Origin of the sequence: Streptococcus sp. 2022WUSS135, assembly GCF_044427045.1 — a bacterium.
Classification (GTDB): Bacteria; Bacillota; Bacilli; order Lactobacillales; family Streptococcaceae; genus Streptococcus; species Streptococcus hashimotonensis.
The window spans coordinates 12,515-38,649 of sequence record NZ_JAOTGL010000004.1 but is presented as its reverse complement, the minus strand read 5'-3'; the positions used below and the strand labels follow the sequence as shown (position 1 = coordinate 38,649).

Below are 26,135 nucleotides of genomic sequence, written 5' to 3'. Positions count from 1 at the left end.
ATTTTATTCACTCATTTACCTCCAAACAAACATTTTTCAATCATAGCAGAAAAATGAAGGTTGGTCAATAGCATAAAAAATGAGATATTACACAGCGGAAGCCTGAAAAATCTTGCACAATCATTTCAACTTTACCTACTGAGTTAAAAAGGACATCTTTCAGTGGCTTGTTTCTACCACTTTATCGATAAATTCGCTATATAATCTGAGGCAAATTGAGTCAAGCGATTGCGACTATCTTGGGATTCATAAAAATCAATCATGGCAAAACCAGCTCGTAATTGCCCAGCAATCTGCTCTTCTAAGGTGTGGCTAAATTCATAGCCATATTCTGGGTCAATTGTAATTTGTCCTGTTTCTTCTAATTGTCGTGCATTGAAAGGTAGGTTGTACTTTGGAACCAAGGTTTTGTCTGGATGCTCCCAAACATCATCCCCATCAAAGATATAAATCCAAGGGTTCATGTAACCAACCATGAGCAAGCCACCTTTTTTCAAGACCCGATAGGATTCCCGCCACATAGTTTCTAAGTCTTCGATATAAACATTTGAAACAGGGCAAAAAATGATGTCAAAACTCTCGTCTTCAAAAGGAAAGGCTTGTGTCATATCCGCCTGGACCGTTTGCAAATCCAGATTTTCTCGCTCAGCAACCAAGCGATCCTTGTCCAACTGTTCCTTGGAGAAGTCCATAATGGTCGTTTGGTAACCGTGAGCCGCAAACATCGGTCCCTGTTGACCACCACCACAGGCCAGCCCCAACAATTTCTTGCCTTGGGCCTTTTCAAACCAGTCAAGCGGCACCGTCTTTCCAACCGTCAGGGAAACAGATAAGGGCTTGTCTTTGGCAACAAGAAATTCCTCATGACTGAGCGGAACCGTATAGGCATTTCCCTGTCTAGCTGAAACTCGATTCCAACGTTCTTGATTGTAGTTTACATAATCTGTCATTCTTATTTCCTCTAGAGAGGCCTAGCAAATCTGACCTCGTTCTATTCTTTTCATATTTTTACCTCCTTTACTATGCTCATTCTATTATAGTATAAGCACAAAGAAAAAGCTACCTTTCGATAGCTTGTTCCTTAAGTCAATTCATTAAAATCCCATACATCATCCACCCAGCCTTCATAGAAATCAGGCTCGTGGCAGACCATGAGAATTGAGCCCTTATAGGCTTGAAGGGCACGTTTGAGTTCATCCTTGGCATCCACATCCAAGTGGTTGGTAGGCTCGTCGAGAACCAAGACATTGTTTTCACGGTTCATAAGCAAACAGAAACGAACTTTGGCCTGCTCACCACCTGAAAGAACTTGAATTTGGCTTTCGATATGCTTGGAAGTCAGACCGCAACGAGCCAAGGCTGCTCGTACCTCTGCCTGGTTAAGGGCTGGAAAGGCATCCCAAACGGCTTCCAGCGGAGTCTGACGATTGCCGCCAGCTACTTCTTGCTCGAAATAGCCTAGTTCCAAATAATCCCCACGCTCCACAGAGCCGCCCAGCGGTGGAATAATCCCCAGCAAACTTTTAAGAAGAGTAGATTTACCGATACCGTTGGCACCGACAATGGCAATCTTCTGGTTGCGTTCAAAGGTCAGATTGAGCGGTTTACGTGTCAATACACGGTCATAACCAATTTCCAAATCAGTCGTTTGGAAGATAAAGCGACTTGGAGTTCGAGCCATTTTGAAATCAAATGAAGGCTTTGGTTTCTCTGCTTGAAGCTCAATAATCTCCATCTTGTCCAATTTCTTCTGACGAGACATGGCCATGTTTCGAGTTGCAACTCGGGCCTTGTTACGGTTAACGAAGTCCTGCAAATCTGCGATTTCCTTCTGCTGGCGCTCATAGGCTGCCTCCAACTGAGCCCGCTTCATAGCATGGACTTCTTGGAATTGGTAGTAATCACCTGTGTAGCGAGTCAAAAGCTGATTTTCCACATGGTAGACAATGTTAATCACATCATTCAAGAAAGGAATGTCGTGCGAAATCAAGACAAAGGCATTCTCATAGTTCTGCAAGTAGCGTTTGAGCCAGTCGATATGTTCGGCATCTAGATAGTTAGTCGGCTCATCCAGTAGCAAGATGTCAGGCTTTTCCAAGAGCAATTTTGCCAAAAGAACTTTAGTCCGTTGGCCACCTGATAACTCCGTCACGTCCTTGTCCATGCCATAGTCCATGACACCAAGGGCACGCGCTACTTCGTCAATCTTGGCATCAAGCGTATAGAAATCACGGCTTTCCAGACGGTCTTGCAGCTCACCAACCTCTTCCATGAGGGCATCCATATCGGCTCCCTCTTCTGCCATAGACATGTAAATATCATTGATACGAGCTTCTGTCTTGAAGAGTTCATCGAATGCTGTCCGCAGGACATCACGGACTGATTGACCTTTTTCTAGTTTAGCATGCTGGTCTAAATAACCTGCTGTTACATAACGTGACCATTCAACCTTGCCTTCATCTGGCTGCAACTGACCTGTCACGATGGACATGAAGGTCGATTTCCCTTCACCATTGGCACCGACAAGACCGATGTGCTCCCCTTTCAAGAGACGGAAGGAGACATTCTCAAAAATCGCACGGTCACCAAAACCATGACTCAAATTCTTTACTTCTAAAATACTCATAATTTCCTCACAAAAGAGGCTGGAAATCCTTCCAGTCTCTGTTTCATTCTTCTTAATCTAATCCGATTTCCGCACGGACCACATCGGCAATGGTGTCCACGTAGTAATCGACTTCAGCATCCGTTGGCGCTTCTGCCATAACACGCAAGAGGGGCTCAGTGCCACTTGGGCGAACCAAAATACGACCGTTGCCAGCCATTTCTGCTTCCATTTTTTCAATGATAGCTGCAATAGCAGGCACTTCCATTGCCTTGTCTTTCATGCTGTTTTCCACACGGATATTGACCAATTTTTGTGGGTAAATGGTCACTTCTGCTGCCAATTCTGACAACTTCTTACCAGTTTCTTTCATGATTTTGGTCAATTGCACAGCGGTCAACTGGCCGTCTCCTGTGGTGTTATAATCCATCAGAATCACATGTCCTGACTGCTCACCACCGACATTGTAGCCTTCCTTGCGCATTTCTTCGACCACATAACGGTCACCAACTGCGGTCACAGCTTTTTCAATACCTTCACGATCCAAAGCCTTATGGAAACCAAGGTTGGACATAACTGTAGTCACAATTGTATTTTTGGCCAATAGACCTCGATCAGCAAGGTATTTACCAACGATGTACATGATACGGTCACCGTCTACCAAATCACCATTTTCATCGACAGCAATCAAGCGGTCACTGTCACCATCAAAGGCAAGTCCAATTTGACTACCTGTTTCCTTGACCAGTTCTTGCAATTTTTCAGGATGAGTTGAACCAACGCCCTCATTGATATTCAAGCCATCTGGCTTTTCAGCCATTACTGTCAAATCTGCTCCCAAATCTACAAAAATTTGACGTGCAGATGTTGCAGCAGCACCATTGGCTGTATCGAGTGCAACTTTCATACCGTCCAAATCTGTACCAGTTGACACCAAGAATTGCTGGTACTTACGTAGACCTTCTGGATATTCTACCACATCTCCTAAACCTTGAGCAGATGGGCGTGGCAATGTGTCTTCCTCAGCATCAAGAAGAGCCTCAATTTCCGCTTCCAATGCATCATCCAATTTGAAACCATCACCAGCAAAGAATTTGATACCGTTATCTTGCGCTGGGTTATGACTTGCAGAAATCATGACACCTGCACTTGCTTTTTCAGTTTTGACTAGGTGAGCAACACCCGGTGTCGCCAAAACTCCCAATTTATACACATGAATCCCTACTGATAGAAGTCCTGCAATCAAGGCAGCCTCTAACATTTGACCTGAGATACGTGTGTCACGCGCCACAAAGACACGAGGAACATCCGTCTCATGCTGGCTAAGGACATAACCACCAAAACGACCCAATTTGAATGCTAATTCTGGCGTTAATTCTACGTTTGCTTCTCCACGGACACCATCTGTCCCAAAATATTTACCCATTTTCATAACCTCTTATTTTGTTTTTGTAAGTATAATTTGCATATTTGCTTCCGTCTGAGACAGTACAACTGGCAAGACATTGCCATCGCTGTCTACAGCCTGTAATTTAGCTGTGCCACTATAATTCTCAGATAGATTGCTCACATCCATCGCAACAGCTTCGACTCGATCAATCTTAGCCATTGTTTCTTCATCCGTTGTCACTTTAACGGTGTCTAGGTTGACTGAAACCTTAGACAGACTGTAACCTTCTGCCAATTGATTACTATAGACTCGACCTGCTACTGGGAATGCCTTGCTAACTTTTTTACCAATCTTGACGGTAATCGCATCGGGTGCCAGTGTCGCACTCACTCCTGCCGGCAAATTTGTCAATTGTAGCTTGACAGTTTGTGTCCCATCACTCAACTCTCTCAAATCCGCAGTCACTTGAAAAGTCCGAGTTGACTCATCTGATTCTCTCTGTAGGAGAACACGATTAGAGCCCCTTAATTCAACTGCCACCGTCGAAGAAAATCCGGAAATAAAATACTTATTTGTATCATATTCAATCTCAATCGGTACATTGTTAAGTGTGTGAACATAGGTTTCTGACTCCGTATTCTGTGCAGCTGATTCTGAATTTTTATAGTTGGTGGTTGTTGCATAGAAAAAGAGCAACAATGCTAGGAAAATAGATAGGGCTAAGTGACCTACAGCTTTAAACTTATCGTTCATGTTTGCCACCTCCTAATCGCTTCCAGATGGACTTTTTCTCTACATTTTCAGAAATAAAAGTCGCTCGCAACTCTGCTTCAAACTCATCCAAAGTCAAGTCATGTTTGAATATCCCGTTTCGTGCAATAGAGATACTGCCAGTTTCTTCAGAAACAATAAACACAAACGCATCAGATACCTCCGATAAGCCAATGGCTGCACGGTGTCGTGTTCCAAATTCCTTTGAAATTCCTGCGCTCTCTGACAGGGGCAAATAAGCACAAGCAACCGCTACTTTGTCTTCCTTGACAATTACGGCCCCATCGTGTAACGGTGTATTCGGGATGAAAATATTTATTAATAATTCCTGAGATATATCCGCATTAAGAGGAATCCCCGTTGCTCTATATTCTTGTAATGTTTGGGCTTGTTCTATTGCCACAAGTGCACCAATTTTACGCGGAGACATATAAGCAACAGATTTGAGAAAAGCAACAATCAGCTTTTCTTCTGCACTCACAGTATTTGCCCCAAAAATCTGAGTTGTCCTGCCGAGTTTTTCAAGCATGGCACGCAACTCTGGTGCAAAAATAACTACTGCTGCAATAACTCCATACGTGATTACTTGATTAATCAGCCAAGCAATCGTCTGCAGACCGAATAAACTAGCTATAATCTGGACAATAATGAAGAGAAAAACCCCTCGAATCAATGTCATAATTTTAGTACCTGCAATAGCCTTACTAAAATTATAAATTAAATAAACAACTATACTAATATCAATTAGGTGCAACAGTGCGGTCCAAGGACTGGCTATCAAACTCGACCAATACCCTGTATCCAGTAACTGGTTTAGGTTTAACATATCATTCTCATACTTTCTAACTCATACATAGTAATGTACTCATTATACCATATTTTTTCCCCTTTTCTTTAGAAAATAGTGACCTTCCTGTTAAAAATATTACAGATTTACTGCAGGAATATATCACATTCCAACACACTCCATTCTAGAAAATCAGTGACCTTTATGATAAAATAGTCCCATGAAAATAAATACAGCTTTGGGTATTCTAGCAGGAAAAAGTTCCCAGTTCATTTTGAAAAAACTAGGACGTGGTACTACCCTGCCTGGAAAAATTGCCCTCAAATTCGATAAACATATTTTAGATAGTTTGGCTAAGGATTATGAAGTCGTTGTTGTGACAGGTACTAACGGGAAGACCCTGACCACCGCCCTGACAGTCGGTATCCTCCAAGAAGCCTTTGGAGAAATTACAACCAATACCAGCGGCGCTAATATGATTACAGGGATTACGGCTACTTTCCTGTCTGCCAAGAAAAATAAAAATGGCAAGAAAATTGCCGTCTTGGAGATTGATGAGGCCAGCCTGGCCCGTGTGACCGACTTTATCAAGCCTAGCCTGATTGTCTTCACCAATATCTTCCGTGACCAAATGGACCGCTATGGTGAGATTTATACCACCTACCAGATGATTTTGGACGGGGCTACCAAGGCACCTCAGGCAACCATTCTCGCCAACGGTGATAGCCCGCTTTTCAACTCGACCACCGTTATCAATCCAGTAAAATACTACGGTTTTGCGACGGACGAGCATGAGCCACGTCTGGCCCATTACAATACCGAAGGCGTTCTCTGCCCGCATTGCCACCAGATTATCCAGTACAAGCTCAATACCTACGCTAACTTGGGTAGCTATATCTGTAACAACTGTGGCTTTAGCCGACCTGAGTTGGACTACAAGTTGACAGAGTTGAAGGAAATCACCAATACTTCTTCTACCTTTGCTATTGACGGTCAGGATTACAAAATCAACATCGGTGGGCTTTACAATATCTACAATGCCCTAGCAGCTGTCAGCGTAGCAGAATTTTTCGGCGTAGCTCCTGAGAAAATCAAGGCAGGTTTTGACAAGTCTAAGGCTGTCTTTGGTCGCCAAGAAACCTTTAAATTGGACGATAAGGATTGTACTCTGGTCTTGATTAAAAACCCTGTCGGTGCAACCCAGGCCATTGAAATGATGAAACTGGCTCCTTACGATTTTAGCCTGTCCGTCCTTCTCAATGCCAACTACGCTGATGGAATTGATACTAGCTGGATTTGGGACGCCGACTTTGAACAAATCACTCAAATGGACATTCCACAAGTCTTTGCAGGCGGTGTTCGTTCGTCTGAAATTGCCCGTCGCCTCCGTGTGACTGGCTATCCAGAGGACCAGATTACTGAAACGCCAAAACTGGAAGACATCATGACCTTGATCGAGCAGTCTAGCAGTCAGCAGGCCTATATCCTCGCGACCTATACAGCTATGCTGGAATTCCGTGACTTGCTGGCTCAACGCCAAGCCGTTGGAAAGGAGATGAAATAATGGTCTATACGTCATTAAAAAGTCCTGAAAAAGACTACACTTACAATCTCCACATCGCCCACCTCTACGGTGATTTGATGAATACCTACGGCGACAATGGCAATATCCTCATGCTCAAGTATGTGGCTGAAAAGCTGGGGGCTCGTGTCCAGGTGGACATCGTTTCCCTAACAGATGAATTTGACAAGGATTTCTACGATATCGCCTTTTTCGGTGGTGGTCAGGACTATGAACAATCTATTCTTGCAAAAGATTTACCAACTAAAAAAGACAGCCTGGCAGACTTCATCGAAAACGACGGTGTCATGCTGGCTATCTGTGGTGGCTTCCAATTGCTCGGACAATACTACATCGAAGCTGGCGGCCGCAAGATTGACGGTCTAGGTATCATGGGCCACTACACCCTCAACCAGACCAACAACCGCTACATCGGTGACATCAAAATTCACAATGATGAATTCAACGAAACCTACTATGGTTTTGAAAACCACCAAGGCCGTACCTTCCTAGCTGACAACCAAAAACCGCTGGGCAAGGTTGTCTATGGCAATGGCAACAATAAGGAAGACAGCGGCGAAGGCCTGCACTACAAAAACACCTTCGGCAGCTACTTCCACGGACCAATCCTGTCCCGCAATGCCAACCTAGCCTACCGCTTGGTCACAACTGCCCTCCGTAAAAAATACGGACAAGACATCCAACTTGCCAGCTACGCTGATATCCTCAGCAAAGAAGTCGCTGAAGAATACGGCGATGTGAAAAGCAAGGCAGAGTTTGAGAAATAAAGCAAAACCGCTTCTGAATCCAGAGGCGGTTTCATTTTTTATATCGTTCCTACCAAAAGCACTCCCTCAACCGTAATCTCCGTCAACTGGCTCAAATCCAACTTGGACTGGTCCACTTGGAAAAAGAGGGGTGTCATGTCTGCCAGGACTTGAGCATGGGCGGCTGTAATCGGCAGAGTCCGACTGACCATCACCTGCTCCACCTGCCCCACGTAAGACCTGAAATGGTCCACGATATCCTGGTTATCATAGGACTCCTTGCGGAGTTGGTCTTTGGCTAAATGGCGGAGCTCCTTGAGGTGATTGGGACCTGGGACCAGCTTGAGAATAGCCCCACCAGTTTTCAGCACTCTGGCAAATTCCTGATAATTGGCTGGGGAAAAGATGTCCAAGATGCCGTCAATTGTCTTGTCTTGAATGGGCAACTTTGTCAAGTCACCAACAAACCATTTGACCGACTTGCTGCTGTCAGATCTAGCTGCTAGGAGTATGGAATCCTTGGAAATGTCAAAAGCAAGAATGTCCAAGTCCATTTTCTCGGCTAACTTACGGGAATAAAAGCCCTCCCCACAGCCGATGTCCAAGACAGACTGCAAGCCCAGCTCTGCTATTTTCCCCTCCAAAGCCTCATAGAGATGATCGTAATAGCCCGCCTCCAAAAAGGCCTGGCGGTTTTCAAAGCTAGACTTGTGGTAGTTGGCGGACTGCTTGACCTGGGGCGCCAGATTGACATAGCCCTGCTTGGCGATGTCGAAGGTGTGGCGGTTGGGGCAACGGAGGCTGTTTAGGTCAAGACCAAGAGCCTGCCCACAATGTGGACAGGTGAAAAATTGGTCGCTATTAAGGAAACGTGGGTGTTTGGTCATGTTACTTGTTTTCTTTTCTAAAGCGGTGGAGGGCTAGTCCGGATAGGAGCGTGGCAATGGCTCCTGTAAAAACTAGCAAATATCCAACTGGGAGCAGGTAGAAATTTTCATGCAGGATACCCTTGGCATCGACATATTCGACGGAATTGGCCTTGATGATAAAGCAAACAAAGCCTAAGACCATGAGAAAGCTTCCGATAATGGTAATGGTCAGGTGCATCTGGGTACGGCGACCTTCGCGACCGTCCTTGACTAGTTTTTCTGTCATGTTGTTCATGTCAGTTCCTCCTAAGATAAGTTGATCTAGGGAGATTGAAAAGACAGAGGACATGAGAATCAAGAGTTCCAAGTCGGGTAGGTTTTTGTCATTTTCCCAGTTGGAAACAGCCTGCCGTGTCACATTGAGCTTGAGAGCAAACTGCTCCTGGGTCAAACCTTCCTTCTTCCGTAAGTCTTTGATTTGTTGTCCAAAGTTCATTTCTTTCTCCTTTCCGGGAGCGGGACAGAACTCAAAAAATGAGAAAGAGTTCGTCAACAAGTCTTTATTTCTAGTTGTTGAGCTAAAACGGTCTATCCCCAGCCCGTTTTACTCCCGTCCCCGCACAGCTTAAACTGTCTGGGGGACAGTTTAAGGTTGGGAATAAAGCGAACAAAGTTCGCAACATTCGTTAGGTCAGATTTGAAGTGTGCAACACGAACAAATCTGCCAATCAACCACTGCGCCGAGATGTTGACACCAACTTCGAGAAGTGATGCTAATCTCTATACTTATCTTAGTCTGACGCTAATCATTTGCCAAGAAAGGCTGGCTTGCAAATAACATTTTTGACCGCAAGAGAATTTTGTGGCAGAGTTTTTTCATCGCAAGACCTGCTTGCAAGTCTGTTCTATCAAGGTTTTAGGCTAGTGTCAACTTGCTGTCAACCTAGCCCATCTGCTCTGATAATGCTTCCCATTCTTCCATGAGGCTTTCTTGTTGGGCTGTCAGTTGGTCGATTTCTTTCTGGTAATCGGTCAGCTGTCCGATATCGTTGGTTTCTAGCATGGCTTGGTTGAGCTCGCTTAGGCGGTTTTCGATGTTGTCAATTTCTGCCTCGATTTGCTCGATGCGGCGAGCCAGTTTGCGTTGCTCTTTTTGGTTTTCCTTTTGGGCTTGGTAGTCCATGGCTCCGGCTGATTGGCTGGTACTTTCTAGCTGATCAGGCTGGGTTTCTGCTTGCTGCTCTGCCTTTTTCTCCAAATAATAATCATAGTCGCCCAAGTAGAGCGTGGAGCCAGTTTCCGAGATTTCCAGCACCTTAGTGGCAACGCGGTTGATGAAATAGCGGTCGTGGCTGACAAAGAGCAGGGTGCCGTCAAAGTCGATCAGGGCATTTTCCAGGACCTCCTTGCTGTCGATGTCCAGATGGTTGGTCGGCTCGTCGAGGATGAGGAAGTTGTTGTTTTCCATGGACAGCTTAGCGAGGAGCAGGCGGGCTTTTTCCCCACCAGACAGCATGGACACGGACTTTTTGACATCGTCTCCTGAGAAGAGGAAGGCTCCAAGGCGGTTGCGGATCTCCACTTCAGGCGTGGTCGGAAAAGCTGACCAGAGCTCCTCCAAGACCGTGTTGGAAGGCGTCAGGGCCGACTGGTTCTGGTCGTAGTAGCCCACTTCCACATTGGCACCTAGCTTAGCTTCCCCTTTGATAAATGGCAGAGCTCCGATGATGGATTTGAGCAGGGTTGTTTTTCCGATTCCGTTCGGACCGACAATGGCAATGACATCCAGCTTTCGTTGGTCAATGGAAATAGGCTGAGAAAGTATTTCTCCATCATAGCCCACCGCAGCATTTTCCACTGTCAAGACGATATTGCCAGAAGTCTTGTCCGACTGAAAAGTCATGTTGGCAGACTTCTGCCCAGTTGTTGGCTTGTCCAGTCGCTCCATCTTTTCCAATTGCTTGCGTCTAGCCTGAGCACGCTTGGTGGTCGAAGCACGGACAATATTTTTCTGGACAAAGTCTTCTAGTTTGGCAATTTCCTTCTGCTGCTTTTCATAGTTTTGCAATTCCGTTTGCAACTTCTGCTCTTTGAGTTCGACAAACTGAGAATAATTCCCCACATAACGATCCAAGGAATGCTTGGTCAAATCCAGTGTCAGTGTCGCCACCTTGTCCAAGAAATAGCGGTCATGGCTGACAATAATCAAGGCTCCCTTGTAATGCACTAGGTAGTTTTCCAGCCAGGCAATCGTATCAATGTCCAGGTGGTTGGTCGGCTCATCCAGCACCAATAACTCTGGGCTTTCAAGAAGCATTTTTGCCAGTGCAAGACGAGTATTCTGACCGCCAGAGAGTTCGGAGATTTTCATGTCCCACATGGTCTGGTCAAACTTAAAGCCGTTCAAAATAGCACGGATGTCTGCCTCATAGTTAAAACCACCTGCCAGACGAAATTCTTCCGACAGACTATCGTAGGTCTTCATGAGCTGGTCGAGTTCATTACCAGACAGACTGCCCATTTGCTCTTCCATAGACCTCAGGCGTTTCTCCGTCATCCGCAGGTCGTCAAAGACATGGAGCATTTCATCGTAGATGGTATTTTCCGACTGGAATCGGCTATCCTGTGCCAGATAAGAAAGGGACAAATCACGCTTGGTAGAAATCTCGCCGCTGGTCGCCGCCTCTTCTCCGACAAGGATTTTGAGTAGGGTGGACTTGCCTGCCCCATTTTTTCCGACAAGGGCAATCCGATCCCGCTCGTCCACTTGAATGTTGATATTGTTAAATAAAACTTCGCCCGCAAAAGAGCGTTCAATCTTGTTTCCACTTAGAATAATCATAGAATTATTGTACCATATTTTAGCTTGAACAGACGGATTCCATTTTCTGATTTCAACAAAAAAACAGCGACTTTCCAGTCACTGTCCTTCTCAACAAATATTTAGACCAAACCGTTTAGCAATTCCTTATTCTGCCAGAGCAGATAAAGGCCACCACCGATAATAATCAGCATGATGACAAACTTGATCAAACCCTTGACAAAGCGGATGACCATCATCAAAATCATCGACACAATCAGCCAGCCCCAAGCAGAAGAATTGAGCAAGGTCTGCATGCTCTCTAGACTGGCACCTGTCCAGGCCTTAATTGGTTCGGGGATTTTATCAAACCAAGTACTATCTATACCAATTTGTTCCATAATCGAATGACTGGTAGACTGCATCCATGCAAAAATCCCAGCATTATAGAGAAAGAGCAGAGCTTGCTCTGGGTAACGTTTTGCTGTGTTCACAATTGTTCGTAACATATTTCTCCTCTATTCTGAATACAAGGCAAGGACCGCATCAATATCTGCCTGCTGAATACCATGATTAGAACCTGCCGATTCCATAACGGAGGTCTGACTATCTTCATGATCTAGACCAATAGCATGACCCAATTCATGCTCAGCTGTATGGATAATTCTATCCATATCATAGCCATATTGGTCGTTTAATAAATAAAAACTATTCAGACGCACCGTTACAGAGCTATAATAATTTGTCAATAAATTAGTCGTTGAATTGGCCTCACCTGCTGCCTGGGTATTTCCATCATTCATCTCAGTCGCAATAATATCAGCCTGATTTGGATCACTTGTCATCACAAAAGTGAAGGCCCCTGTCGCATTCCAATTTGCAATGGCTGTTTCATAGGCAGCTACAAATGTTGGATTCTGGGTTTCAAGGTAAACAGTCGCAGTATTGCTTTCCCATCGACCATGATCGGCTGTATTAACCGTATCAGTAGTCAGGTGTTTAATGGTATTAACACCTTCTTCAATTGTCACTTCAGACTGCCCTTTGACCATCAATTGCACTTCTTGAGCTAGAGTTTGTAACATCTGAGGCGCTGCTTCCTGTTGAAAATAGAATAATAGACCTAGACCACAAGCCAATAACACCATTGATAACCAAATCAGACCCCAAAATGTCCGCCAAATCCACCGTAGAATATTTCCAATAAGTTTCATAGACTATACCTCTTTCTAGAAATAGGTTTTAGTATAGCCATAATTTCTGAAACTTTTCTTAAAAACTAGGACAATCTTTCTTCCAATTTGAAATCAATTGGCAACCAAGCCAATACTTTCTCAATCTGCTGATTCCAGTAGTACCACTCATGTTTACCAGGTCCGAAACCTGCCTCTATATCAAATCCCAGCTCTTTTAACTCCCCAACTGCCTTTTGATGCCCTTCAAAAAGAAAATCTTCCTCACCACACCAGGCATAAAATTTGGTCTTTTTATCGGATTGTTTAGCAATTTCTAACAAATTATTTGGATTCTGTTTATCAGAAATGTCACCAAATACTCCTTGCCAATACGAAGGACTTCCCAATTCTGCTGCCGCTGGATTATCAAAATCAAAATACAATGCGCCTGAAAGCGAAGCTGCGTGTGAAAAACGATTGGTCATCATGGCAATCTTGAAGGTCCCATAACCACCCATAGACAAACCAGCGATAAAATTCTTCTCCCGCTTGTCAGACATATTTGGGAAAAATCGTTTGAGAATTTGAGGCAACTCTACTGCAATAGCATCATAATAATTCATGCCATAGGTGGTATTGGTATACCAGCCTTTATCTGTATTGACCATAACCACGATAAGATTGGTATAACGAACCAACCGTTCCACTGTAGAACGATTCAGCCAGGAATCCTGATTTCCTCCCATACCGTGCAAAAGATATAGGACAGGAATGTCGTTGTCATCAGGATTTTCCACACGATTGCGATCTGGATATAAAACCGTAACCTGTCTAGACATATCTAGAGCTTCTGAGTGGTATTCAATTTTCATTATTGCCATAAATCTTCTCCTTATGGTAAAGAGCCTGAATTTCCTCGGCTCTTCTTATGTATATAAATCAGCTTACTTGACTTCCATAATTACCGGTAAAATAGCTGGGCGACGTTTGGTTTGGTCAAAGAGGAATTTTGCTAAATCATCGCGAACAGCACTCTTAAGCTCTGTCCAGTCAAAGCTATCCTTTGTAAAGTAATTTTCCACCGTTGTATTCACCAATTCTGATGCCTCACGCAAGATATCCTTGCTCTTTTTCACGTAGACAAAACCACGAGTATTGACCTTGGCTTTAGAAATGATTTTTTTCTCACGGCGGTTGACAGTGATAGCCACGATAAAGATACCGTCTTCTGAGAGGATCTTACGGTCACGAAGGACGATATTTCCAACATCGCCCATGGCATTTCCGTCAATCATGACATCACCAGCAGGAACCGCTCCGCTATGGACAAAATCCCCCTCTTCAAAAGCCATGACATCTCCACGCTTAACGATGATAATGTTTTCTGGATACATACCGATTTCAAGCGCAGCCTTAGCGTGAGCATCCAATTGACGATACTCCCCTTGAACTGGGAAAAGATATTTAGGTTTCATGATGTTGAGCATAAGCTGCAAATCACGCGCATTCCCATGCCCAGATACGCGAAGATTCTTTGTGATAGATTTTACGGTACCACCAGCCTTGTAAATCAAGTTCTCCACACGAGCAACAACCGCTTCTTTTGAAATACTTGGAGTGGTAACAATATAAACTAGATCACCTTCTTTGATTTCAACGTAGCGATGTCTACCGATAGACATTTTACGCAATCCATTTAACGGCTCGCCCATACGACCAGTTTCTAAAATAATCAATTCATGGTCTTCATACTTGTTCATATCCTTTGGTTTTACCAACAGGCGTTCGCTGACCAAACGAAGTTTTTTCAATTGAATCGCTGTTCGGACAATGTTTTCCACATCATGTCCTGTCAATACGACACGACGACCAGTTGCTTCTGCCGCATCAAAAATCTGTTGAATACGTACAATATTACTGGCAACTGCTGCCACAATAACACGCCCATCACAGTCAGCAATCGTATTGAGAATTTCCTCCCCAGCCTCATGCATGCTCGCTACTTGAACATTGCTATCTGCGTTAGCTGAGTCTGACAAGAGGGCCAACACACCTTCGTTACCGATTTCAGCCAATCGCCCAAAATCCGTACGATAAAACTTATCTGCTGCTTGGTCAAACTTAAAGTCACCTGTGTAGACAATATTTCCTTCATCCGTCTTAACGACAATTCCTAAACTCTCTGGAATAGAGTGGGTCGTCTGAAAGAAAGATACCACTGAATCCCCGAAATCAATTTCAGTGTCAGCATTGATAACATGGAAATCATTAAATTTCTTAGTAGCATTATTCCCCTTGACAAGTAGCTTAGCCAATTCGATAGTCAAGTGCGAACCAAATACTGGCACTTTCACTTTCTCCAAGAGATAAGGAAGCGCTCCGATAGCATCCGCATGCCCGTGAGATAAAAAGACCCCTGCTACACGGTGCTTATTTTCTTCCAAATAATCGAAATTAGGGACGACTACATCCACACCTAACTGTTCATTCTCAGGATACTTTGCCCCTGCATCCAAAACAAAAATATGTTCATTCACTTCGGCAATGTACAGGTTTTTTCCGTTTTCCCGCACACCCCCAAGAGCCATAATTTTAATTGTACTCATCTTTACTCCTTTTGGACATCCCACAGGTGTCCATTTTATTTTTCTTACCAACGGTCCTTGGGAATTCCAAGTCGAATTACAGTCTGCTATGTCGGAGCTCTATTTGCAAAAGACACACTTTGGTTCAACATTATATTCATCCATCAAAGCAACTTTTAAATAGAAATTCCTAAATAGCTATCACTTCTATTATACATTTTTTCAAGAAAATTTACAAAAAACTCCGCTGAAAATCAACGAAGTTCTACATATACATTAGTAACCATGTCCCTTATGTTCCCACTTACCACCAACATTCCGCACTAAAATCCATTTCCAATCCGTATGGGTACTATTAGGCTCTAAGGTGGGCTCTGCCCCCTCAGCTGCTACCTTAAAAGACGAAGTTAGGATAATAGCTTCCTCTGCACCATAGTGCTCCGCCCACTCATCAAATTCCTTTTCATTATCACCACTATAACCGATAGTCAGCAATTTACAACTTTTAAAATGGTGATCAAAGTAATCTTCAACTACAAGAATAGCCGCCTCAATCTCTTTTTCCGTATACAATTCTGACTGTTCCATCGGTTCAATCTCTGCCTGATAAGCTGCTCCTGTCCGACATCCTACCAAAAAGAGACAACACAACAGACTACAAATAGCTAAATATTTTCTCATCTTTGTTACCCCAAGTCAACAATCGTTGCTGAAAAGCCAAGCTCTTCGACAAAACGTAAAATATCCTCTGTCTTTACAAAAATTGTTTTCGTATTAACATTGGGGTGAAAGGTTAGAATGGATTCAGAAAGGATTTCTTTATCAAAAAAGACTTGAATATCCTTATCAACATTATGTAACAAGCCAAAAACAGATACCGCACCCGCAGGCAAGTGCATTTTTTCCATCAAGCTATCACTCGAGGCCATCCGAATGCGGTTGGCTCCCACCAAATCACGAAACTGGTCCATATCCAGCTGCTTCTGGTCATCCATGATCAGTAAATAAAATGTAGTCTTTTTCTTATTAGTCAGAAACATGGACTTGGTCCGTACTCCTTCTAACCCTTCAATGTAACGGTCTGCTTGCTCAGTTGTCAGAGCTGGTGGATGCTCTACAATGGTGTAGTCCATTCCTAAGTCAGCTAAGCTTTCAAAAACCAATTTATCCATGGCAGCACCTCTTGATATATTTAGTATATTATACTTCTTTTTAACTAAAAATTCAAAGGATAAGAAAAGCCTGGATTGCTCCAGACTTTAGACCTGTATTCACAAATGATGTGTTTGATATAAGATTCAGTTTTAGCCAAAACCAAACTTGGTTGGAAGTTGCGAACTATCCACACAGGTTCTTAATCAAACAACTTATAATAATCTTCCAGTTTCATCTTGGATTTTTCTTCAGCTGTTTGGTCCTGAATAATCTGACCATTTTTCATGACAATCAAGCGATTACCGTGACGCAGCGCATCTTCCATCTGATGAGTGACCATGAGGGCCGTCATTCCCTTGGTCTCAATCAATTCGTCTGTTAACTGCATCAAGGATTGACTAGTTTTGGGGTCAAGGGCTGCGGTATGCTCATCCAAGAGCAGGAGTTCAGGCTGTTTCAAACTCGCCATCAACAAACTCAATGCCTGGCGTTGACCACCTGATAAGAGCCCTGCTGGCGTGTCCAGATGTTTTTCTAGACCATTTCCCACTCTCGGCAAAAGTTGGGCAAATTCTTCCGTCTGTTGGGCCAATCTGCGTGGCACTAAGCCGCGTCCCTCACCTCGGTATTTAGCGATGAGCAGATTTTCAGCCACCGTCATCCGCGGAGCTGTGCCCATTTTGGGATCTTGGAAAACACGTGCCAGATACTTAGCACGCTTTTCTGCAGGCCAATTGGTCACATCCTCGCCAAGAATATGGACTGAACCACTGGTCAAGGGTAGGGTTCCAGCAATGACATTAAAGAGGGTTGACTTCCCAGCCCCATTTCCACCCAAAATGGTAATAAAATCACCCTGATAGATGGTCAGATTGACATTGTCCAAAATCACACGTTCTTCATCAAAACCATTTGTCACCACCTTGGTGGCATTTTTTAATTCAACAATTGCTTTCATCGTGACAGACTGGCTCCTTTCAGAAGTTTATTTTTCAACTCAGGAACCATGAGGCAAGTTGCCAGAATCATGGCTGAGAAGATACGGAGGTAGCTGGTATTGATACCGAGGGAAATAACAACCAAAATTAAGAACTGATAGAAAATCGCTCCGACAACAATGGCCAAGAATCGTTCTAACATAGTAAGGTTACCATAAATTACCTCACCAATAATCAGACTAGCCATACCGACTACAATGACACCAATGCCACGCGACACATCCGCATAGCCTTCTTGTTGTGCAATCAAGGCACCTGCAAGAGCGATGATCCCATTTGAAAGAACAAGGCCTAGCAACTCCATTCGACTTGTATTGATACCAAAACTGCGTGCCATATCTGGATTATCCCCTGTTGCAATAAAGGCCTGTCCAAGGCGAGTATAGAGGAAAAACATCAAGGCACCAATCACCACCACTAGGCTACCTAGACCTAGCAAGAGACCATTGATTTGCTCAGAAAAAGGAAGGAAATCTTGTAAACGTTTGGTATTCAGTAAGCCTAGATTTGCCCTACCCATGATAAATAGAATGACAGAGTGACAGGAAGACATGACCAAGATACCAGCCAGGAGAGTGGGAATTTTCCCCTTGGTATAAAGCAAGCCTGTGACAAAGCCCGCCAAACAGCCAACAAGAACTGCTGCTAGAGTAGCCAAGATAGGATGAACTCCTTGCGTCAATAAGGTAACAGCAACCGCTCCTCCAAGTGGGAAAGAGCCCTCTGTCGTCATATCAGGAAAATTCAGAATCCGAAAGGTAACGAATATTCCCAAACCTAGTACAGCCCATAAAAGAGCCTGTGAAACTGTTGATACAATCATATTTTTCCTTTTCTCTTATCTCTTATTCGATAACCTTGCTTGCTTTACTAATCACGTCATCTGACAAGGTAATTCCTAATTCTTTAGCAACTTTTTGGTTAACGACAACGGTTCCTTCGTTAAAGATTTGTACAGGTGTATCCGCTGGATTGGCACCATCAAGAATTTTCGCAGCCATCTTACCAGTTGCCACACCCAAGTCATATTGGCTAAGGGTAACAGATGCGATACCTCCACCTTCTACCATGTCTTCTACGCTGGTGAAAATCGGAGTTTTGGTTTTATTTGCCACAGATACGACAGTTGAAAATGCTGAAGCAACTGTGTTGTCTACTGGTGTAAAGAGAACATCTGCTTTACTACTTGCGACCTCTACTGTCGCTGCAATTTCATTACTAGAAGCAACTGCATATTCAAGAACAGTATAGCCAGCCTCTTCCGCCGCAGTCTTAAATTCCGCTACTTGAATTTTTGAATTGTCCTCGTTTGAAGAATAGAGGACACCGATAGTTTTAGCGTCTGGTGTAATTTCTTTAATGAGAGAAACTGCATCTGCTACTGGTGTCTGGTCAGATACCCCTGTGATATTTCCACCAGGATTTTTCAAATCCGTCACCAGGTTGGCTCCGACTGGATCTGTCACAGCTCCCATGATAATGGGTAATTCTGTGGTTGCATTGGCAAGACCTTGTGCAGCAGGTGTTGCGATACCAATCAATAATTCATTGCCATTGTCCACCAGTTTTTTACTCATGGTTTGAACTTGGGATTGATCACCCTCAGCATTCATAAAATCAATTTCTAAATTATCCGTTGTGGTATAACCACCTTCTTTAAGGCCTGCCTTGATTCCCTTATAAATCTCATCTAATGAATCATGTGTCACAAATTGCAGAACTCCAATTTTAACTTTTTCTGTGCTATTAGATGAATTGTTCTGTTCTTTTTGCGTCAAAAACAGGGCAGCAATTACCATAACAGTGAGAGCAACAATTGTAGCAAGTAAATTTTTATTTTTCAACATATTCATTCTCCTTTAAAAATACACAATATTCAATCTCTATATCATCAATATATTATCCCACCATCGCCATCGTTTCATCATGATTACCTCGTATTATCTACCATAGTCAAAGTAGAATGTCATTATCTGCATACCGTTTTTTCAATTGAACAACAGTCTACAAAGACAAGGAAAAAGCCCCCGCATATTGAAAAACAATACGCGAGGGCGTCAATGACACGGTGCCACCTCACTTATGGGAATTGTCTAGAATCCTCCCATATCTCATCTCCTCTAACAAGGAGTTGCACTGTAAGGTGTGCGGACCGAACTATCATTGTTTTAAGTTCATTTGCGTGATTGATTTGGCTAGTTACTTCGTTAACTCTCCTTGCTATACCGCCAGTATAAGCTGCGACGACCTGCCTCGTACTCGGCCAAAACAGTCTACGCAAAGTATGCTATGCCAAACAATCCTTGTGAATTTAGGGCATTTTAGGACTAGGCAGTCGGGTGAAGGCAGTACTGGTGGTACGGCGAGACCGACTAACGACGTCATAAAATAGACATAAATGCACATCAGCCCATTTCATAAAACTCCGCCACCCATTCTCAGCACCATGGGCTCCCTGAAGACTTCTGCTTTACTACTTCTTCTGATTACAGATGATTATACGGCATCCATCAATCTTTGTCAAGGTTTTTGATTAAATTTTCTGAAAACTTTTTAATACCTTAAGAGTCTATTTTGAACTATTGTCCAGGATACTGCCATTGGATTGAATAACTTCTTTATACCAGTAAAATGATTTCTTTCTATATCTAGTTAGACTGCCGCTTCCATCATCATTTCTATCAACATAAATTAGTCCATATCTTTTAGATAGTTGTGCGGTAGACATAGATACACAGTCAATACAGCCCCAAGAAGTATAACCCATGACTTCTACACCATCCTGTATCGCCTCCGCAACTTGTAAAAGGTGCTCTTGCATGTATTGAATTCGATAATCGTCATGAACAGTCAAACCACCAGCCTCATCCTTCACTAGCTGATCTTTAGCTCCCAAACCATTTTCAACAATGAATAAAGGAATCTGGTATCGATCATAATAACGATTTAGTGTCAATCTTAAACCAATTGGATCAATCTGCCAACCCCAATCAGAAGCTTCTAAATAAGGATTGACCAAACCACCCAAGATATTTCCTTTTCCAGATGAATATTTTGATGGATCTGCTGCCTGAGTAATACTCATATAATAACTGAAGGAGAGAAAATCAACCGTATTATTTTTTAATAACTCTTCATCACCTTCCATGAAAGTAATCTTTATGCCATTTTCTTTAAAGTATCTTTTGGCATAATTAGGATAATATCCTCTAACATGTATATCCGAAAATAAATAGTTCAAATTTTCATAGGCATGAGCCGCCCAAACATCTTCAGGATTGGGTGTCATTGGATAGGTCGGCATAGCTAAGACCATACAGCCAACCTTACAGTCAGGAATAATTTCATGAGCAATTTTGGTAACAAGACTAGAAGCTACAAGTTCATGGTGAATGGCCTGATATAAATCTTGTTTTGAAAGTTCTTCATTCGGCAAGTCAATTCCACCACTTGTAAAAGGCAGTTCTAAGACAGAATTGACTTCGTTAAATGTCAACCAGTACTTAACCTTATCTTTGTATCGCTCAAAAACTGTACGGGCAAATTTTTCAAAAAATTGAATCATTTTTCTATCCACCCAGCCATGATATTTCCTTGCCAGATACAGGGGAGTTTCATAGTGAGAAAGAGTTACAAGAGGCTCTATACCATTCTTTAGAAGTTCATCAAAAAGTTCATCATAAAACTGTAGCCCTTCTTCATTTGGAAATTCTTCATCTCCATTCGGAAATATTCTACTCCAAGCAATTGATGTTCTAAATACCTTAAATCCCAACTCTGAAAACAGTGCTATATCTTCCTTGTATCGATGATAAAAATCAATAGCTTGTAATTTCAAATTATCTTCCGTTGGTTCTTGGGTAGCCTCACCCAGTCCACCATTGGGGAGAACATCTTGAACGGATAATCCTTTTCCTCCCTCATTATATGCACCTTCTACTTGGTTTGCAGCTACTGCTCCTCCCCATAAGAAATTGTCTGGAAAAATTGACATATACCCTCCTCGAATTATAAGACTGCTAATAAATCATCAGCATAGTTGACTTCCTCTTTTGTCGAAAGCAAGAGAACATCCAAATATTCCTGTGTATTTGTAACAACTACAGGAGTCACTATATCGTACCCTTCTGCGACAAGCATTTCTACATCCACTTCCAGCATCAGTTGACCCTTTTCAACTTTTTCCCCATCTGAAACATGGCTTACAAAACCTCTTCCTTTTAGCTCGACAGTTTCTAATCCAAAGTGGATAAGCAACTCTACCCCTTCATCACTTGTTAAACCGATTGCATGTTTTGTTGGAAAAAGACTGGCAACAGTCCCGTCAAATGGAGCATAGACATTTCCATCCTTAGGGATAATTGCAACTCCTTCTCCAAGCATTTTTTTGGAAAACGTTGCATCATTTACTTTTTCTAAAGGGAGAATTTGACCTGAAAGAGGAGAGAAGACATTTTTTCTACTTGAAATGCCAGGTGCTACTTTTTCTAAATTAACTGTTGACTTTTCTTCATCAATACCTAGGAAATAGGCCAAAATAAATGTGACAATAATTGAAATTGCCGCAGCAATCATAGCGTTAGTAATGTTTGAAGCGGCTTCAGAGTAAATAAATTGTGGCAAAGCAATGAGAGAAGGTACTGCAAAAAGGTATGCTTTTACGCCTGTCAAACCAACAAATAATCCTGCTAGACCACCACCAATCATTGCTGCATACAATGGTTTTTTATACTTTAGAGTAACACCATATAAAGCAGGCTCAGTGATACCAGCAAATAAAGCTGAAAATCCTGCTGCAAAGGCTATTTGTTTCGTGTTACTATTTTTACTCTTAAATGCAACTGCCATAGAAGCGGCACCTTGTGCCAAGTTAGAACCTAACATCGCTGGTAGAATCAGTACATCAGGTGTCGCGATTGAAGCTGCCAAGAAAATCGGTGCAAAAGCCCAGTGCATGCCGGTCATAACGATAAATGGCATGATTGCTCCAAGAACTGCTAAAGTTAACCAACCAGCTACACCATGCATTTGTTCAACCAATTGCGATAATCCTTCACCAACAATAACGCCGAGAGGTCCAACAAGAACTAAAGCTATGAAACCTGAAACAAGCAGGACCAAGGTTGGCTGTAAGAAACTTTTTGTTATTGCTGGAGTGACCTTATTGAAAACAGCTTCAATATACTTCATTAGCCAAACCATAATAAGAATTGGAATAACTGATGAACCATAGCTAGCAGGTGTAACAGGGGCACCTAAAAAATGAAGTGGATCACCTGAAGATACCATTTGAACAAAATTAGGATGTAGCAAAATACCAGCAACCGACATGGCTAAAGCAGGTGTAACTTTGAGTTTTTGTGAAGCTGAGTAGGCCAAAAAAATCGGAATAAAGTGATATGGTGCATCTCCAAAAAAGGCTAAAAATGAAATAGATTGGGAATCAGCTTTTAAAAGCCCCAACATCGGTAAGACAATGACTAGAACTTTTATCATACCTCCACCAAGCATAGCTGGAATAAGAGGTGTCATAGAGCCAGCGATATACTCGATGACTTGTTCTAAGACATTTGCTTTTTTAACCTGTTGAACTGAATCAGAATCAAATTTTCCTAATGCAGTAAATTCTTTATAGTAATTAGCTACATCATTACCTAAGATGATTTGATATTGTCCATTTTTTTTCATAATGCCAATGACTCCGGAAATGGATTTAACACGTTCATCGGACACGATATTCTCATCTTTCAATTCCAGTCGCAATCTAGTAACGCAATGGGTTGCACGAAGAACATTCTTTTCTCCTCCGACTGCCTCTAGGATTGCCAATGCAGTATTCTTGTACTTCATAATAGACTCCTTATGATAAATTTTTTGTTAAACGCCGAATGTGAGCAATTAAATAGACTAGTTCACTTGGACTCAGCAGATAATCATATTCTAACCTAATAAAGTCCGCTACTCGAGTTCCACATTGGTACTCTCTTGGATACTTCTTTTTCATTAACTCCAAAAGATCCACATCATCTTCATCATGGTATTCATTCCCCTCTACCAAACGATGAGCAAACAACTTAACATGTGTGATGAATCGGTAGTAATCAATAGAATCCTGATTGAATTCTGTAGAATAATAGTCTTGAATAATTTGTTCAATCTTCATGATAATTCCAGTAATACGGTAGGATTCTTGAAAAATATTTTCCAAATTCGCATTGACAAAATGCAAAGCGATGAAGGCTGCTTCATCAACTGGGAGTTCGACATGTAAATCTTTTTTTATGATGGATAATGCTTTTTTCCCCAGTTCAAACTCCTCTTTATAATATTTGGCAATTTCCCATCTAAGAGGGTTCGTAACGACTACTCCTTCCTTATGTCTTTCTATACTAGAATTGATATGATCTGTCAAATTAATGTAAATAATCTCATCAAAATGATTTCCAAGTGTTATCTTTCCTAAATTTATTATTTTCTCACAAACATAAACCAACTCAATAGGAACATCGATAAATAGTTCCGTAAAGCGATTCATATTATCGCTATTCTTGAGCAAAAAACTTTTTTCTATCGAAGAAGGTGGGATCGCATCTCCAACCTTCTTTCCAAATGCAATTCCTTTACCAAACAACAAGATATCAACGTTCTTATTATTTTGTGCTATGACTGCATTATGATTTAATACACGCTTTATGATCATAAATTTTCCTTTAAACTTAAAATAAAAGAACCTACTTAAAAGAAATCGACATATATCGTATCGATTCATTTAAATAGGTTCCTGCTCGCCTTAAAGCGATAACATCCTTTTATTTCAATTATTAGTTGGTACTTCTAGCTTAAAAATTCAATAACTCTGTAACCATTTTCAATTTTAATATAAATTAAAGAATTTGTCGATAATTTATAAAAATATAAGAATACTTCTTTTAGTTCCCTTCGTTAAAAAGTCACTGATTTATGATATACTAGACTGAGTTATAGCTATTAGAAAGAGGAAAAACATGTCTTTTGACGGATTTTTTTTACATCACATGACGGCTGAGTTAAGGGCCAATTTAGAAGGTGGGCGGATTCAGAAAATCAACCAGCCCTTTGAGCAGGAAATTGTCCTTAACATCCGCAGCAACCGTCAGAGCCATAAAATGCTCCTGTCCGCCCATTCGGTTTTCGGGCGGGTTCAGCTAACCCAGTCGGACTTTACCAATCCAAAGGTTCCCAATACCTTTACCATGATTCTTCGGAAATACTTGCAGGGTGCCATTATCGAGGAGATTCGTCAGTTAGACAATGACCGCATCTTAGAATTTTCGGTGTCCAACAAGGACGAGATTGGCGACCATATTCAAGCTACCTTGATTGTGGAAATCATGGGCAAGCACAGCAATATCATCTTGGTAGATAAGTCCGAACAGAAGATTATCGAGGCAATTAAGCATGTCGGTTTCTCGCAAAATTCCTACCGAACCATCTTGCCAGGTTCCACCTACATTCGTCCACCGGAGACGCATTCTCTCAATCCTTACACGGTATCTGACGAGAAATTGTTTGAAATCTTATCGACTCAGGAACTGAGTCCTAAAAATCTCCAACAAGCCTTTCAAGGTTTGGGGCGGGATACGGCTTCTGAACTGGCCAGTCATTTGCAGTCAGACCGTCTGAAGAACTTCCGTGCCTTTTTTGACCAGGCTACACAGCCTAGCCTGACAGACAAGTCCTATGCTGCTCTGCCATTTGCCAATAGCCCTGAAAACCAGCCACACTTTGAGAGCCTGAGCAGTCTGCTGGACTTCTACTATCAGGACAAGGCGGAGCGGGATCGGGTGGCCCAGCAGGCCAATGAGCTGATCAAGCGAGTGGCCAGTGAGTTGGAGAAGAATCGCAAGAAACTGGTCAAGCAGGAGCAGGAATTGGCAGATACGGAGACGGCGGAGTTGGTTCGGCAAAAGGGCGAGCTCCTGACCACCTATCTGCATCAGGTACCCAATGACCAGCCGAGTGTGCGGTTAGACAACTACTATACGGGCCAGGAGCTGGAGATTGAGTTGGATGTGGCTTTGACTCCTAGCCAAAATGCCCAGCGTTACTTCAAGAAGTACCAGAAACTCAAGGAGGCGGTCAAGCACCTGACCAACTTGATTGAGGAAACCAAGGCGACCATTGTCTATCTGGAGTCCGTTGACACCATGCTGGGACAGGCTAGTCTAGCAGAAATCGACGAAATCCGCGAGGAATTGATTGAAACAGGCTACCTCAAGCGTCGCCACCGTGAGAAAATCCATAAACGTCAGAAACCTGAGCGATACTTGGCGACGGACGGAAAAACCATTATTCTGGTTGGGAAAAATAACCTGCAAAACGATGAGCTGACCTTCAAAATAGCCAAAAAAGGCGAACTCTGGTTCCATGCCAAAGACATTCCTGGTAGCCACGTGGTCATCACAGACAACTTAGACCCAAGCGACGAGGTCAAGACAGATGCGGCGGAGTTGGCTGCCTACTTCTCCAAGGCTAGACATTCCAACTTGGTTCAAGTCGATATGATTGAAGCCAAGAAACTGCATAAGCCAACAGGTGGCAAGCCTGGTTTTGTGACCTACCGCGGCCAGAAGACCCTCCGTGTCACCCCAACAGAAGACAAAATAAAATCCATGAAAATCTAGTTCATGGAT

Annotated in this window: 23 protein-coding genes; 3 read left to right on the top strand and 20 right to left on the bottom strand. The window is 42.7% G+C overall.

Annotation, left to right across the window (positions count from 1 at the left end):
- Positions 1-173: 173 nt before the first annotated feature.
- The 5 genes from ODU45_RS02440 to cdaA all read right to left on the bottom strand — a co-directional run bounded on the left by ODU45_RS02440 (position 174) and on the right by cdaA (position 5,592).
- Entirely contained in the window at positions 174-950 is a 777-nt protein-coding gene (locus tag ODU45_RS02440) for a class I SAM-dependent methyltransferase (protein ID WP_136671705.1), read from the bottom strand.
- 131 nt (positions 951-1,081) lie between these two features.
- Positions 1,082-2,626, bottom strand: a complete 1,545-nt coding sequence (locus ODU45_RS02435; protein ID WP_136671706.1) for an ABC-F family ATP-binding cassette domain-containing protein — start codon at positions 2,624-2,626, stop codon at positions 1,082-1,084.
- 52 nt (positions 2,627-2,678) lie between these two features.
- Positions 2,679-4,031 carry a phosphoglucosamine mutase gene (gene glmM / locus ODU45_RS02430; protein ID WP_023370847.1) on the bottom strand — a complete coding sequence of 451 codons (1,353 nt, stop codon included), beginning with the start codon at positions 4,029-4,031 and terminating at the stop codon, positions 2,679-2,681.
- Positions 4,032-4,043: 12 nt separating this feature from the next.
- Positions 4,044-4,748 (bottom strand): YbbR-like domain-containing protein, encoded by a 705-nt coding sequence (locus tag ODU45_RS02425; RefSeq protein ID WP_105139777.1) that lies wholly within the window; start codon positions 4,746-4,748, stop codon positions 4,044-4,046.
- Positions 4,738-5,592, bottom strand: coding sequence for a diadenylate cyclase CdaA (gene cdaA, locus ODU45_RS02420; protein ID WP_136670307.1), 855 nt, complete (start codon positions 5,590-5,592; stop codon positions 4,738-4,740). The genes ODU45_RS02425 and cdaA overlap by 11 nt, the downstream gene beginning before the upstream one ends.
- Positions 5,593-5,773: 181 nt before the next feature.
- Here cdaA and murT point away from each other — a divergent pair, with 181 nt between their 5' ends.
- Together murT and gatD are read left to right on the top strand one after the other, a co-directional pair.
- Positions 5,774-7,117 carry a lipid II isoglutaminyl synthase subunit MurT gene (gene murT / locus ODU45_RS02415; protein ID WP_398580700.1) on the top strand — a complete coding sequence of 448 codons (1,344 nt, stop codon included), beginning with the start codon at positions 5,774-5,776 and terminating at the stop codon, positions 7,115-7,117.
- Positions 7,117-7,902 carry a lipid II isoglutaminyl synthase subunit GatD gene (gatD, locus tag ODU45_RS02410; RefSeq protein WP_398580699.1) on the top strand — a complete coding sequence of 262 codons (786 nt, stop codon included), beginning with the start codon at positions 7,117-7,119 and terminating at the stop codon, positions 7,900-7,902. The genes murT and gatD overlap by 1 nt, the downstream gene beginning before the upstream one ends.
- 38 nt (positions 7,903-7,940) lie before the next feature.
- On the opposite strand, the gene ODU45_RS02405 is transcribed toward gatD, so the two are convergent.
- From ODU45_RS02405 to licT, 15 genes are all read right to left on the bottom strand, one after another.
- Positions 7,941-8,768: a putative RNA methyltransferase gene (locus ODU45_RS02405; RefSeq protein WP_105179285.1), complete on the bottom strand. Its 828-nt coding sequence runs from the start codon at positions 8,766-8,768 to the stop codon at positions 7,941-7,943.
- Position 8,769: 1 nt separating this feature from the next.
- Complete coding sequence (locus ODU45_RS02400; RefSeq protein ID WP_105139773.1) at positions 8,770-9,246, bottom strand: DUF3955 domain-containing protein; 477 nt, start codon at positions 9,244-9,246, stop codon at positions 8,770-8,772.
- A 447-nt stretch (positions 9,247-9,693) separates the two neighbouring features.
- Positions 9,694-11,592 carry an ABC-F family ATP-binding cassette domain-containing protein gene (locus ODU45_RS02395; RefSeq protein WP_398580698.1) on the bottom strand — a complete coding sequence of 633 codons (1,899 nt, stop codon included), beginning with the start codon at positions 11,590-11,592 and terminating at the stop codon, positions 9,694-9,696.
- Positions 11,593-11,693: 101 nt separating this feature from the next.
- On the bottom strand, positions 11,694-12,059 hold the full coding sequence (locus tag ODU45_RS02390) for a hypothetical protein (protein WP_398580697.1): 366 nt from the start codon (positions 12,057-12,059) through the stop codon (positions 11,694-11,696).
- A gap of 9 nt (positions 12,060-12,068) precedes the next feature.
- Positions 12,069-12,764: a M57 family metalloprotease gene (locus ODU45_RS02385; protein ID WP_105140373.1), complete on the bottom strand. Its 696-nt coding sequence runs from the start codon at positions 12,762-12,764 to the stop codon at positions 12,069-12,071.
- A gap of 65 nt (positions 12,765-12,829) precedes the next feature.
- On the bottom strand, positions 12,830-13,606 hold the full coding sequence (locus ODU45_RS02380; protein ID WP_398580696.1) for an alpha/beta hydrolase: 777 nt from the start codon (positions 13,604-13,606) through the stop codon (positions 12,830-12,832).
- 63 nt (positions 13,607-13,669) lie between these two features.
- The gene (locus tag ODU45_RS02375; RefSeq protein WP_024406880.1) at positions 13,670-15,331 is read right to left on the bottom strand and encodes a ribonuclease J; all 1,662 of its coding nucleotides are present in this window, start codon (positions 15,329-15,331) and stop codon (positions 13,670-13,672) included.
- Positions 15,332-15,586: 255 nt separating this feature from the next.
- Positions 15,587-15,991 (bottom strand): hypothetical protein, encoded by a 405-nt coding sequence (locus ODU45_RS02370; protein WP_114866377.1) that lies wholly within the window; start codon positions 15,989-15,991, stop codon positions 15,587-15,589.
- A gap of 5 nt (positions 15,992-15,996) precedes the next feature.
- Positions 15,997-16,482 carry a prolyl-tRNA synthetase associated domain-containing protein gene (locus tag ODU45_RS02365; protein WP_398580695.1) on the bottom strand — a complete coding sequence of 162 codons (486 nt, stop codon included), beginning with the start codon at positions 16,480-16,482 and terminating at the stop codon, positions 15,997-15,999.
- Positions 16,483-16,664: 182 nt separating this feature from the next.
- Positions 16,665-17,423 carry an ABC transporter ATP-binding protein gene (locus ODU45_RS02360; protein WP_002935681.1) on the bottom strand — a complete coding sequence of 253 codons (759 nt, stop codon included), beginning with the start codon at positions 17,421-17,423 and terminating at the stop codon, positions 16,665-16,667.
- Complete coding sequence (locus ODU45_RS02355) at positions 17,420-18,286, bottom strand: ABC transporter permease (RefSeq protein WP_044670090.1); 867 nt, start codon at positions 18,284-18,286, stop codon at positions 17,420-17,422. Before ODU45_RS02355 ends, ODU45_RS02360 begins: the two co-directional genes overlap by 4 nt.
- A 22-nt stretch (positions 18,287-18,308) precedes the next feature.
- Positions 18,309-19,310, bottom strand: coding sequence for a tryptophan ABC transporter substrate-binding protein (trpX, locus tag ODU45_RS02350; RefSeq protein ID WP_136671717.1), 1,002 nt, complete (start codon positions 19,308-19,310; stop codon positions 18,309-18,311).
- 722 nt (positions 19,311-20,032) lie between these two features.
- Positions 20,033-21,457 (bottom strand): glycoside hydrolase family 1 protein, encoded by a 1,425-nt coding sequence (locus ODU45_RS02345; RefSeq protein WP_398580694.1) that lies wholly within the window; start codon positions 21,455-21,457, stop codon positions 20,033-20,035.
- 14 nt (positions 21,458-21,471) lie between these two features.
- Positions 21,472-23,313, bottom strand: a complete 1,842-nt coding sequence (locus ODU45_RS02340) for a beta-glucoside-specific PTS transporter subunit IIABC (RefSeq protein WP_398580693.1) — start codon at positions 23,311-23,313, stop codon at positions 21,472-21,474.
- Between the two features lie 10 nt (positions 23,314-23,323).
- Complete coding sequence (gene licT, locus ODU45_RS02335) at positions 23,324-24,163, bottom strand: BglG family transcription antiterminator LicT (protein ID WP_012775252.1); 840 nt, start codon at positions 24,161-24,163, stop codon at positions 23,324-23,326.
- A gap of 304 nt (positions 24,164-24,467) precedes the next feature.
- Here licT and ODU45_RS02330 point away from each other — a divergent pair, with 304 nt between their 5' ends.
- Positions 24,468-26,126, top strand: coding sequence for an NFACT family protein (locus ODU45_RS02330; protein WP_136671718.1), 1,659 nt, complete (start codon positions 24,468-24,470; stop codon positions 26,124-26,126).
- The last annotated feature ends 9 nt before the right edge of the window (positions 26,127-26,135 follow it).